Source organism: Streptomyces sp. NPDC021096 (assembly GCF_040641275.1).
Classification (GTDB): Bacteria; Actinomycetota; Actinomycetes; order Streptomycetales; family Streptomycetaceae; genus Streptomyces.
This window is the reverse complement of the sequence record NZ_JBFADG010000008.1, coordinates 60,410-72,492: the sequence shown is the minus strand read 5'-3', so window position 1 is coordinate 72,492 and position 12,083 is coordinate 60,410. Positions and strand designations below refer to the sequence as shown.

Annotated in this window: 12 protein-coding genes; 11 read left to right on the top strand and 1 reads right to left on the bottom strand. The window is 73.4% G+C overall.

Annotation, left to right across the window (positions count from 1 at the left end):
• The first annotated feature begins 29 nt into the window (after positions 1-29).
• From AB0G59_RS14295 to AB0G59_RS14245, 11 genes are all read left to right on the top strand, one after another.
• The gene (locus tag AB0G59_RS14295; RefSeq protein WP_360911563.1) at positions 30-317 is read left to right on the top strand and encodes a MerR family transcriptional regulator; all 288 of its coding nucleotides are present in this window, start codon (positions 30-32) and stop codon (positions 315-317) included.
• A gap of 324 nt (positions 318-641) precedes the next feature.
• A complete protein-coding gene (locus tag AB0G59_RS14290; protein WP_046930152.1) occupies positions 642-845 on the top strand; it encodes a cold-shock protein in 204 nt (67 codons plus the stop codon).
• Positions 846-942: 97 nt separating this feature from the next.
• Positions 943-1,293, top strand: a complete 351-nt coding sequence (locus AB0G59_RS14285) for an SCO5918 family protein (protein ID WP_360911371.1) — start codon at positions 943-945, stop codon at positions 1,291-1,293.
• A gap of 196 nt (positions 1,294-1,489) precedes the next feature.
• On the top strand, positions 1,490-2,491 hold the full coding sequence (gene sph / locus AB0G59_RS14280) for a sphingomyelin phosphodiesterase (protein ID WP_360911370.1): 1,002 nt from the start codon (positions 1,490-1,492) through the stop codon (positions 2,489-2,491).
• Positions 2,492-2,789: 298 nt separating this feature from the next.
• On the top strand, positions 2,790-3,353 hold the full coding sequence (locus AB0G59_RS14275; RefSeq protein ID WP_360911368.1) for a winged helix-turn-helix domain-containing protein: 564 nt from the start codon (positions 2,790-2,792) through the stop codon (positions 3,351-3,353).
• 140 nt (positions 3,354-3,493) lie between these two features.
• Positions 3,494-4,753, top strand: coding sequence for a sensor domain-containing protein (locus AB0G59_RS14270; RefSeq protein ID WP_360911366.1), 1,260 nt, complete (start codon positions 3,494-3,496; stop codon positions 4,751-4,753).
• A 36-nt stretch (positions 4,754-4,789) separates the two neighbouring features.
• On the top strand, positions 4,790-5,242 hold the full coding sequence (locus AB0G59_RS14265; protein ID WP_360911364.1) for a cupin domain-containing protein: 453 nt from the start codon (positions 4,790-4,792) through the stop codon (positions 5,240-5,242).
• On the top strand, positions 5,233-5,880 hold the full coding sequence (locus AB0G59_RS14260; RefSeq protein WP_360911362.1) for a response regulator transcription factor: 648 nt from the start codon (positions 5,233-5,235) through the stop codon (positions 5,878-5,880). Before AB0G59_RS14265 ends, AB0G59_RS14260 begins: the two co-directional genes overlap by 10 nt.
• 39 nt (positions 5,881-5,919) lie before the next feature.
• The gene (locus AB0G59_RS14255) at positions 5,920-6,540 is read left to right on the top strand and encodes a rhomboid-like protein (protein WP_360911360.1); all 621 of its coding nucleotides are present in this window, start codon (positions 5,920-5,922) and stop codon (positions 6,538-6,540) included.
• 48 nt (positions 6,541-6,588) lie between these two features.
• Positions 6,589-7,398 (top strand): tyrosine-protein phosphatase, encoded by an 810-nt coding sequence (locus AB0G59_RS14250; protein ID WP_360911358.1) that lies wholly within the window; start codon positions 6,589-6,591, stop codon positions 7,396-7,398.
• An 84-nt stretch (positions 7,399-7,482) separates the two neighbouring features.
• Positions 7,483-9,417 (top strand): hypothetical protein, encoded by a 1,935-nt coding sequence (locus tag AB0G59_RS14245; RefSeq protein ID WP_360911356.1) that lies wholly within the window; start codon positions 7,483-7,485, stop codon positions 9,415-9,417.
• A gap of 7 nt (positions 9,418-9,424) precedes the next feature.
• On the opposite strand, the gene pulA is transcribed toward AB0G59_RS14245, so the two are convergent.
• A complete protein-coding gene (gene pulA / locus AB0G59_RS14240) occupies positions 9,425-11,989 on the bottom strand; it encodes a pullulanase-type alpha-1,6-glucosidase (RefSeq protein ID WP_360911354.1) in 2,565 nt (854 codons plus the stop codon).
• Positions 11,990-12,083 lie beyond the last annotated feature (94 nt).

Sequence of the window (12,083 nt, the reverse complement as noted above, 5' to 3'; positions counted from 1 at the left end):
TCGATGACGACGACTACCCCGCTTACACCATGGGACGCGCCGCCGAGATGATCGGTGCGACGCCCGCCTTCCTGCGGGCCCTGGGCGAGGCCCGGCTGATCGAGCCCCTGCGGTCCGAGGGGGGCCACCGGCGCTACTCCCGGTACCAGCTGCGCATCGCCGCCCGCGCCCGTGAGCTGGTCGACCAGGGCACCCCCATCGAGGCCGCCTGCCGCATCGTCATCCTCGAGGACCAGCTCGAGGAGGCCCTGCGGCTCAACGAGGAGCTGCGCCGGTCGGCCGGCGGGCCCGGGGGCGGGGGCGGGGGCGGCTCCTGACGCCCGGCGGCACGGCTGCTGCACCGGACGCGGGCGAATATCTATTGCCGCAACAACAGAATTCATTCGAGCGGCGCCGGGAGGATTTATCCCCCAACGGGTGACGTGAGGAAACTCGCCCGTGCTCGGCGGCCCGCTCCGTGCTACTGTCGATTTCAGTTGCAGTTGTGGTTCCCAAAGACTTCAAGTGCACTGACCGGCATTCCACGCCGGTGGGTGCACTTTTGTATTTCTGGTGTTCTTTTCCGGACGGGGCAATCATCGCGGCGACACAGGGAGCCCGCACAGTGCGGTCTCCCGGAACTGCCCCGAAGGAGATTTGACATGGCTACTGGCACCGTGAAGTGGTTCAACGCGGAAAAGGGCTTCGGCTTCATCGAGCAGGACGGCGGCGGCGCCGACGTCTTCGCCCACTACTCGAACATCGCCACCCAGGGCTTCCGTGAGCTCCAGGAGGGCCAGAAGGTGAACTTCGACGTCACGCAGGGCCAGAAGGGCCCGCAGGCGGAGAACATCGTTCCCGCCTGATCGCCGACGCGTTCACTGTGGCTGGGGCCCGCACCTCGGGGTGCGGGCCCCAGCCTCTTTGTATTTCATCGCTCCCCTCACCACCTGCGGAGGCACCATGCGTTGTGTGATCGCCCGATTCCCCTTCGATCTGGTCAAGAGCGAGGTGGAGCAGTCGATGAAGGGCGTCAAGCCGGAGCCCGTCACCGGAGCGTCCGTGACCATCGGCCGCCACACCTACCCCGTCAAGCAGGTGGGGGAAGTGATCACCCGGCAGGACCGCCGTGACTTCACCGCCGACGAGGTCACCCGGGCGCTGACGCGGCTCGGCTTCACGTGCAAGGCCGGCCAGGAGCCCGCTCCCGCCGCCCCGGCCACCCCGCTCGAGACGGCGACGGCCCTGTTCGGCACCCCGACGCGCACGTACCCGCCGGCCTCCAGCGGCCACAACGGCGGCCCCGGCCGCTGAGCGCTCCGCGCACCCGGCCCGGCCGAAGGCCCGGCCCCCATGTGGGGGCCGGGCCTTCGCTGTGGATCAAGGGTTACGGCCCCGGCTTCCTCAAGGTCATCGAACGGCCATCCGGCGCTCACGGCAGCTGAATGTGATGTGCGGGGCTCCTTCCGCACCAGCCCGTACCGGGCTCACCCCCACCAAGGGAGACACAGTGCCGTTCACGAAGAACACCGGTTCCACCCGCCTGCTCGCAGCCGCCGCCACGGCCGCTGCCGCCGCCGCGGCCCTCGTCGTGGCCGTACCGCAGTCGGCCGTGGCCGCCCCCACCGACGCGACACCGCAGTTGAAGGTGCTCAGCTACAACGCGTTCCTCATGAGCACCGATCTCTACCCGAACTGGGGCCAGGAGCACCGGGCCAAGGAGATAGCGGCCGCCGGCTTCTTCCAGGGCAACGACGTGGTGGTCCTCCAGGAGGCGTTCGACAACGCGACCTCGGACGCGCTCAAGTCCGCCGCCGCCGACCGGTACCCGTACCAGACGCCGGTCGTCGGGCGGGGCAAGGACGGCTGGGACGCCACCGGCGGGGCCTACTCCACCACCACGCCGGAGGACGGCGGTGTGACGGTCCTCAGCAAGTGGCCGGTCGTGCGCAAGGAACAGGTGATCTTCAACGACGCGTGCGGCGCCGACTGGTGGTCCAACAAGGGCTTCGCCTACGTCGTGCTGAACGTGGGCGGCGCCAAGGTGCACGTCGTGGGGACACACCTGCAGTCGACGGACAGCGGCTGCAAGGCGGGCGAGGCCGCCGCGGACCGCTCCAAGCAGCTGAAGCAGATCGACGCGTTCCTCGACGCCAAGAACATCCCGGCGAACGAGCAGGTCATGATCGCCGGTGATCTGAACGTGGACTCCCGCAGCGCCGAGTACCGGTCCATGCTCGCCGACGGCGACCTCGCCCCGGCGGACGCCCGCACCGGGCACCCGTACTCCTTCGACACCAAGGAGAACTCGATCGCGGCCTACCGCTACCCCACCGACGCCCGTGAGGACCTCGACTACGTCCTCCACCGCAACGGCCACGCCCGGCCCGCGGGCTGGCGGAACACCGTGATCGCGGAGCGGTCCGCGCCGTGGAAGGTCTCCAGCTGGGGCAAGGAGTACACGTACACCAACCTCTCCGACCACTACCCGGTGATCGCCGGGACGAGCTGATCTTTCGGTCAAAGATCCGTATTTACTGCCCAGAGGGTCTGCTGCGGCGGCGCCGGCCATGCTTCAATAGGGGGCATGGCCAGCTACCAGAACACCGCGACGGGTCGCAACGACCTCGAGCCCTTCTGGCCTTCCCGCCAGCACCACGACTTCGACCGAGTGTGTTGTCGCGCGTCCTTCGCGCAGGCCCTCTCCCTCCGCTGACACCCACGTCGAAGTCAGCCGCCGGCACCGGTTCCGGCAAAGCGGCCCGCGCCTGCACGTCCTCCCGACGTACCGCGCGAAAGAGCTGAGCTCCATGTCGAACCTCCGCACTCTGCCCTCGTCGTCCGCCGCCGGCCTCGCCGCACCCGCGGGTCATACCGTCCACCGGCACCGCTTGCGAGCCGTGGCGCCCGACGAGGTGCCCCCGGTCGCCGATCTGCTGCACCCCGGCGCGACCTGGATGCCCGCCCCGCAGCACACGCTGCCCACCCTGCCCGGCCAGCCCCCGATGATCGGCTACCTGGTCCTCGTACCGGCCGAGCGGCAGCCCTCGCCCGACGCCCTTCCCGCCGCCACCGAGGGCGACGTCCTCGTGCGCATCGACCCCGAGCAGCGGACTGCGCGCGTCGCGGGCCGGCAGCTGGACCTGACCTACCTCGAGTTCGAGCTGCTGGCCCACTTCGTCGCCCACCCGAACCGGGTGCACACCCGCGATCAGCTGGTGACGACCGTGTGGGGCTACGGACACGTCGGCGACGGACGCACCGTCGACGTCCATGTCGCCCGGCTGCGCCGCAAGATGGGTGCCGAGTACCGCTCGTCGATCGTCACCGTCCGCCGGGTCGGCTATAAGTACGCTCCCCCGGCCGGTCTGTGAAACGCCCTGGTCAGAGGGTGGTGCTAGGTACACCACGACCCTCTGGCCAGGCCCCGTGACCGATTTTGATCAATCCCGCAGACTGGTTGCGGGGACCGCGCCCGTGGCCCCGCTGAAACACACGACGCGGGAGAGGCTTGATGAAGATCCGCGATGCCCTGCTGGCCGGTGCGAGAGGGCTGTGGCTCACGCTCTACGGCCTGGTGCTGTCGGTCCTGCTCTTCACCCTCAGCGTGGTGTCGATCGTCTTCATCACGCTGGGCATAGGCCTGTTCACCACCCCCGTCGTCCTGGGCGCCGTGCGGGCCTACGCCAACCAGCACCGCGGCCTGGCCCACGCGTGGTCCGGAGTGCGCATCCCCGCGCCGTACCACCCGCTGCCCGCCCCGCGCGCCGGCGTCGTCGGCCAGGTGGAGCGGTGCGTCGCCCTCCTCAAGGACAAGGCGACCTGGCGCGATCTGCAGTGGCTGCTCGTGAACATGACCGCGGGCACGGTCCTCGCCCTCCTCCCCGCCTGTCTGCTCCTGTACGTGGTCTGGGGGCCGGTGGTGGCGCTCGGCGTCTGGAAGCCGATCGTCCGGGCCGGGGGCACGATGTGGTTCGCGTTCGTCCCCGTCTCCGACCAGTTCACCGCCAACCTCGCGGCCGTCACCGGCATCGGGTTCGGCGTGCTCGGCCTGCTGGTGAACCGGATGCTCCTGCGGGGGTACTTCCTGCTCGCCAAGCCGCTGCTGCAGCCCACCCGGGAGCGCGAACTGGCCCTGCGCGTCGACCGCCTCACCGAGACCCGCCACGAGGCCGTGGACAGCTCGGCCGCCGAACTGCGCCGCATCGAGCGGGACCTGCACGACGGGGCGCAGGCCCGGCTGGTGGCCATGGGCATGAGCCTGGGCACCATCGAGGCGCTGATCGAGAAGGACCCCGCCCAGGCCAAGAAGCTGCTGGCCGCGGCCCGGGCCGACTCCGCCGAGGCCCTCACCGAGCTCCGCGACCTCGTGCGCGGCATCCATCCGCCGGTGCTGGCCGAGCGGGGGCTCGGCGACGCCGTGCGCGCCCTCGCGCTGCGGATGCCGCTGGCCGTCGAGGCGGACGTCGAGCTGGCGGGCCGGGCCGCCGAACCGGTCGAGTCCGCGGCGTACTTCGCCATCAGCGAGGTCCTCACGAACGCGGCCAAGCACTCCGGCGCCGGGCGGGTCTGGCTGGACGTCCGCCACGCGCAGGGCGCGCTGCGGGTGTCCGTCACGGACAACGGCCGCGGCGGCGCCGATCCGGCCGCCGGCACGGGGCTGCTCGGGGTGGAGCGGCGGCTGGCACCCTTCGACGGCGTCCTGGCCGTCAACAGCCCGGCCGGCGGCCCGACCATGGTCACCATGGAGATCCCCTGCGCGCTCACCCCGTGAGGCGGGCCGCGGCGGGGCGGGTGAGAGGCTAGGGCCATGACCGAAACCTCCGAGCTCGTCACGCTCCTCGGCCTGCAACCCCACATCGAGGGCGGCTGGTTCCGCGAGACATGGCAGACGTCCGGCACCGCCGTGCCCGAGGGGTACGGCGGCCCGCGCGCGTACGCGACCGGCATCTACTTCCTGCTGCACCCCGGCGAGGTCTCCCGCTGGCACCGGGTCCGCTCGGACGAGGTGTGGCTGTACCACCGCGGCGGCCCGCTGCGGATGCGGCTGGGCGGCAGCGGGGCGGCCCCCGACGAGGCGGGCGCCGAGGAGGCCGTCCTGGGCCCGGGCGTCGAGCACGGGCAGCGGCCCCAGCTGCTGATTCCCGGCGGGGTCTGGCAGTGCGCCGAACCGGCGGGCGACGAGCCGACGCTGGTGACATGCGTGGTCGCCCCGGGCTTCGCCTACGAGGACTTCACGCTGGCGGAGGACCCGTGCGCGTAGTCCTCGCCGAAGACCTGTTCCTGCTGCGCGACGGGCTGGTCCGGCTGCTGGAGGCGTACGGCTTCGAGATCGCGGCGGCGGTCGAGAGCGGGCCGGAGCTCAGCCGGGCGCTCGCCGAACTGCGACCCGACGTGGCGGTGGTGGACGTGCGGCTGCCGCCGTCCTTCACCGACGAGGGCCTGCAGTGCGCGCTGGCCGCCCGCCGGGCCACCCCGGGCCTGCCGGTGCTGGTGCTCTCGCAGCACGTGGAGCAGCTGTACGCACGGGAGTTGCTCGCGGACGGCAGCGGCGGGATCGGCTATCTGCTCAAGGACCGGGTCTTCGACGCCGAGCAGTTCGTCGACGCCGTGCGCAGGGTCGCGGCGGGCGGCACGGCGATGGACCCGCAGGTCATCTCGCAGCTGCTGAGCAGGCGTTCGCAGGACAGGCCGATGGCCAGGCTGACGCCGCGCGAGCTGGAGGTGATGGAGCTCATGGCGCAGGGCCGTTCCAACGCGGCGATCGCGGCCCAACTGACCGTCACCGAGCGGGCGGTGGCCAAGCACACCTCCAACATCTTCGGCAAGCTCGCCCTCCCGCCGTCCGAGGACGACAACCGGCGGGTGCTGGCCGTGCTGGCCTACCTGGACCGGGGATGAGGGTGGCGCCCGCGGCGGGGCCCGGCCGATCATGGCCCGATGACTTCCGTAGTTGACCGTCTGCCCCGGCTCGCCCCCGTCTATGTCGGGGGCGTGCAGCTCGGCGCGTACGCGGTGCAGCGCCTCCTCACGCCGGCGGTGCGCGAGCGCCTGCTGCGCCACTGCTCCACCAATGTCGACAACCTGCGGGCGGGCCGCTGGGACACCCTCGCCAGCAGCGCGCTGGTGGTCGAGGCGCCGTTGGAGCTGCCGTACGCGCTGCTGCTCCTGGCGGTGCTGGGCTATACGGAGTACGCGTACGGGGCGTGGTGGGCGGCGGGCGCCTTCGCGTACGGGCACGTGGGCGCGTCGCTCCTCGTGTACGGGGGCCTGCGCGCCCTGCGCACGGGTGCGCGCACGCGCTCGGCGATCGACGTGGGCGCCAGCTACGGCTTCAACGCGATAGCGGGCGCGCTCGCCGGCGCGCTGCCCCGCGGGCACGTGCGGACCGGTGTCCACGCCGCGCTGCTGGCCCTCGCCGTCCGCCCCTACCTGCGCGGACGCGGTCGTGCGGGCTTCACGGACGCCGGACATCTGGTCGCGCTGGTGCTGGGCATGAGTCTGGGGCCGGTCCTGGCCAAGGGGCGGCGTCGCGGACTGGGCCACCGTTCTTCACAATAAAAGAGCAGGAAATGCGCTAAACAGAACAGGCACCTAGGAGACCGGCCCATGCCGCAGCAGTTCGATGCCTCGACGATCACCAATTTCCGCGACCTCGGCGGCATCGGGCTCGTCGGCAACTCCGCCGTCCGCCCCGGCCTGCTGCTGCGCTCGGGCCAGCTGGACCGGCTGGATCCGCAGGCCGACCCCTCCGTCGCCGCCCTCGGCATCCATACGGTCGTCGACCTGCGCACGGCGCACGAGCGCCGTGCGCGCCCCGACCGCCTGCCCGACGGCGCCCGGCTGATCGTCGCGGACGTCATGGCCGGCATGATCTCCGAGCGCGGCGACTCCCCGGAGGAGGAGGCCCCGGCCCGGCTGGAGACGATCCTGGGCAGCCCGGCCGCCGCCGAGGAGCACCTGGGCGGCGGCAAGGCCGAGAAGCTGATGTGCGACACCTACCGGTCGTTCGTCACCTCCGAGGCCGCCTGCCGGGCCTACCGCCTGCTGCTGACCACCCTCGCCGAGCCGGACTGCGGGCCGCTGCTCTTCCACTGCACGGCCGGCAAGGACCGCACCGGCTGGGCGGCCACGGTGATCCTGCTGCTGCTCGGCGCGGACGAGGAGGCCGTCGAGCGCGAGTATCTGGCGGTCCTCCCGGCCGTCCGCGCGGCCTTCGCCCCGATGACCGACCGCTTCACGGCCATCGGCGGCGACCCGGAGATCGCCGGGGCCATCCTGGGCGTGCGCCCCGCCTACCTCGCGGCGGCGCTGGAGGAGATGCGCCGGGTGTACGGCGACGTCGGGACGTATGTGCGCGACGGGCTCGGCATCCCCGACGAGGCCGTCGACCGCATCCGCGCCCGCTGCGTCGCCTAGCCCGCGGGGGCCGCCGCCAGCGGGCCCCGGCCGCGCCCCCACACGGGTGAAGTGACCATCACATCTTTCACTCGTTCTACGGACGTGGAGCAGCAAGCTACGGCCCCCCGGCCCTTCGCCCCGGCCCCCGTCGACGTCGAGCAGGCCGAGGCCGCGCTCATCGAGCACTACCCGCGCCTGGTCCGGCTCGGCTACCTGGTGCTGCCGCCGTCGCTGGGCCGCAACCGCCGCGTGCTGACCGCGCACGCCCTCGTCCAGCGGGCGCTGCCGCGCAACCGGTCCGGCGCCGGGCCGGCCGTGCCCTCGCCCCGCGGGGCGGGGGGCTGCCCGGACGACCCGGGGTACGCCTACGTACGGCAGCGGGTGCTGCAGGCCGCGCTGCGCGCGGGCCGGCCGCGCGGGCGGTGGCAGCCGCCCCGCCCGGGCCGGTTCCCGCCGCTGCTGCCGCAGGTGTGGGGGCTGCGGCTGTTCCCGCGCTCGGGCGGCGCCGACGAGCTCGCCCTCGATCAGGCCCTCGCCGCGCTCTCCGGCCCCGGCCGGGCCGCGTACGTGCTGCGCGAGCTGGAGCTGTCCACCGACCACGACGTACGGCGGCTGCTGTCCGCCGCCGGGGCCGAGGACCCGGACGCGGCGCTGGCCGAGGCGGACCGGGTGCACGTACCGGCCGGCAGCAGGGACGTCCCGCTGCTGGAGTCGGTGGAGTTCGACCCCTGCTCGCTGCAGGCCAGGCCCACCGATCTGATGCGGCGCCGCCAGCACACCCGCGCCGCCCTCGCGGCGGCCGCCGCGGCCGTCGTCTGCGGGACGCTCCTGGGGCTGCCGGGCGACGGCTGGGGCCCCGACGGCGCGGCCGCCCCGCCCTACGCGCGCAACGCCTCGGCCCAACAGGCCCTGGATCCCGCCCGGCTGACGGTGGCCGCCGACACGGCCTGGAAGCGCGCCGACCGCCCGGGCTTCGCCGCCTGGCCCGCGCGCGGCAACCGCACCGGCGACCGCGAGCTGCTGCGCCGGGCGCTGGCCGTCTGGGCCCGCCCGGGGACCGCGGTGCAGGTCACGGCGACGCCCGGCACCGCCGCCGGGCCGGCGGCCGGTCCCCCTCAGCTGCTGTACGCGGGCGAGGTCGACTCCGCGGTGGTCGTGCTGCTCCACGACGGCCTGCGCGTGGTGCGCTACGCCGAGGCCAGGAGCGGCGACTCCCGCTCCGCCGCGCTGGACTTCGCGCGGGCGGACGCGGCGGACATGGGCACCGCCGCGGCCCTGGTCGTCAGCCGGACCGACGGCAACGTCCGGTATCTGACGGCCCCCTGGGTGGGCGACGCCGCCGTGCGCGATCTGCTGCGCCCCACCGCCGAGGCCCGGCCGCTGCACCGCGACGCCGACGGCCTGACCGACTCCGTGCCCGGCCCGGCCGCCACCCGGGACTGCCAGGGCTGGACCGCGCTGCAGTTCGGCGACCACCTGGTCACCGACCTCGGCGAGCTCCTCCCGGCCCGGCTGACCGCCGGTGCCCCCGCCGCCCCGCACGACGTGAGCACCGGCAAGGAGCGCGCCGCCTGGGCGCACACCGCCTGCCACCTCGCCTCCGTCCGCGGTCAGGGCGTGCGGTCGGTGAACTCCTGGCAGTTCGCCACGCAGACCCTGCCGGGGTCCGCCGGGAGCGCGGAGTGGTTCTGCACCCGCGCGGAGACCTGGCGGGGCGCGGGCAGCCGGGTGCTGGCCCAGTTCCAGGCCCCCGGCACCCGGGAGGGCGCGCCGGGCGCGGTCGTCGCCCGTGCCGAGGACTCCCCCGCCTGCGGGGCCCGCGAACCGCACGTCCTGGCGGGGGCCCTGTGGAAGTCGGCCAAGGGCAACTGGTACGCCCTCGCGGCGGGCGGCGGCGACGTCACCTCCGTCGCCGCCAGCGGCGGGGTGAGCGGCAGCGCGCCCGGCCCGCTCCTGGCCGTCCCCGCGAAACAGGGCGCCCAGGCCACACTGACCGCCCGGCTCGCCGACGGCACGAGGATCACTCCCCTGCGTTGACTTACCGTCAGCTGTGCCGGAACACCGCGACCGTGCGGCCCGGCACGGTGAAGGTGCCCGTGGCCGCCGCGTACGAGGCGGACTTCACGACGGCGTCCGAGCCACCCGCCTGGAGCGGGTGCAGGGCGTAGCCGGTGCCGGCGAGCGCGGCGATCGTCTGGCTCTGTGGCTGCGGGGCGGCGTTGAGGACGACGACGAGGTCGTCCAGGCGCATGGTGATGACGCCGGGGGTCTCGCCCTTGCCCGAGAGCGGGAACGACAGGGACCGCTGGACGGCCTCGGCGGTCGGGCGGCTGAACGCCTTCTCCGTCGTGCGGATGCGCAGCAGGTCCCGGTAGGTGGCCGAGGCCGAGGTGATCGCGGAGCAGCCGGGGCGCAGGGCCGGGTCGGCCAGCAGGGCCCGGGCGTAGGGCCACTTGGCGGCGTTGTCGGCGGCCGGGGGCAGGCCGCGGCCGAAGCCGTTGCCGTCGGCGCAGTCCCAGTGGACGGCGTTGAACCAGTCGCCGCTGTCGTAGGAGTTGCGGTCGAGGGACTTCGAGCGCAGCAGGTCCGTACCGGCCTGGGAGAGGGCCGGGCCCTGGGAGAGGGCGGCGGCGGCCATGGCGAGGACCTGGGCGCGGGCCCGGTCGGCGGCGGGGGTCGAGGGCGGGAGCTTGTAGGCCAGCGCGTCGTAGAGGGCTTCGTTGTCGTGGGCGTCGGCGTAGGACAGGGCGTCGCCGGGGGCGGCGGCGTAGCCGGCGGGCGAGCCGTTGTAGTCGACGTCGGCGCCGCGGACCTCGCGGCCGGTGGAGTCGGTGAAGCGGTAGTCGGCGAGGTTGCCGGTCAGTCCCACCTTGATGAGGTCCTGGGCGTGCAGGAGGCGGGCCCGCTGCTCGTCGGGAGTGCCGTTGGCCGGTGAGGCGTTGGGGGCGGTGAACAGGCCCGAGGCGAAGCCCTGGACGCGGGGGTCCTCATCGAAGGGGCCGCCGCCGCGGATCGCGTCGCGGGAGCGGTCGGAGAAGGTGGCGATGCCGGTGCCTGCCATGTTCTTCTGCGTGGCCTGGACGAAGCGGGCGTCGCCCGCGACCTCGCCGAAGTTCCAGCCCTCGCCGTAGAGGACGACCGCCTTGCCGTCGACGCCGTCCTTGGCGGGGGTGAGGGCGTCCAGGGCCTTGCGCACGGCGAGGATGTTGGCCTTGGGGTGGTGGCCCATGAGGTCGAAGCGGAAGCCGTCGATCTTGTACTGCCTGGCCCAGGTGACGACGGAGTCGACGACGAGCTTGCCCATCATGGCGTGCTCGGGGGCGGTGTTCGCGCAGCAGGTGGAGGTGGCGACGGAGCCGTCGTCGAGGAGGCGGTGGTAGTAGCCGGGCACGATGCGGTCGAGGACGGACTTCTCGCCCTGCCCGGAGGCGGCGGTGTGGTTGTAGACGACGTCCATGACGGTCCGCAGCCCGGCGTCGCCCAGGCCCTGCACCATCCGCCGGAACTCCAGGGTGCGGCGCGGGCCGTCGGGGTCGGAGGCGTACGAGCCCTCGGGGACGGTGTAGTGCAGCGGGTCGTAGCCCCAGTTGTAGGCGTCGCGGGCGGCGGTCTTCGCGATGCAGGCCTGTTGCTGGTCGGAGTCGGCGGGCAGCGACGCCAGGTCGCAGGGCGGTACGGCCTGGTCGGCGCGCCGCTCGGGGGCGGTGGCGTAGTCGAAGACGGGGAGGAGGTGGACGTAGGAGGTGCCGGCGTCGGCGAGCTCCTTCAGGTGCCGCATGCCGGCGGAGCGGCGGTCGGTGAAGGCGAGGTAGCCGCCGGTGCCGGAGAAGTCGCGGACGTGCAGCTCCTGGATCTGCGCGTCCCGGAAGGGCACGGCCCCGGGCTTGCGCAGCCGCTGCCAGCCGGCGGGCGCGAGGGCGGGGTCGGCGAGGTCGGTGACCAGGCTGTGGGTGGAGTCGGCGGTCAGGGCGGTGGAGTACGGGTCGGTGACGCGGTTGGTGACGACCTTCCCGGCGGCCGGGGCGTGGACGGTGACGGCGTAGCGGTAGGGCTTGCCGGCCCAGTCGCGGCTGCCGGTCGCGCTCCAGACGCCGCTGGCGTCGTCGCGGCGCATGGGGACGGTGCGGCCGTCGAGTTCCAGAGCGACGCGCCGGGCGGTGGGCGCCCACACGGAGAGGGTGGGGCGGCCGTCGCGGAACGCCGGGCCGAGGGTGGCCTTGGTGGCGGCGGTGGCGTAGAGGTCGTCGAGGACGCCGGGGATCTGGACGCCGGTGGTGACGGTGCCGGTCTGCGCCAGGACTCTGCCTCTGAGTGCGGTGCGCGCCTCCGTTGCGCGGGCGTCGACGCGGAAGGCGTCGTGGGTGGCGGCCAGGCGGGGGTACTTCGCCAGGCCTCCTGGCGAGGCGGTGAGGTCGAAGGTTCCGCGGTCGTGGACGAGGCGGTGGGGCTGGGTGGGGTCGCCGAGGTTTTTGGGCCAGGCGATGGTGTGTTGGTCCAGCCATTGGACTTTGGCGTCGCTTTGGGGGGTGGGGGCCGGTTCGGCACTGGCAGTGCCTGTGGTGGGCGCTGCCAGTGCTATCACTGCCGCGAGGGCGGCGAGGCGTTTCACGGAACGGTGCTCCTTTGGCTGGGGTACGGACGTGGAGGTTGCCCCGGTCCCGCCCTTTCGCCGTTTCCCGGGGCTCCGCCCCGGACCCCGGTCC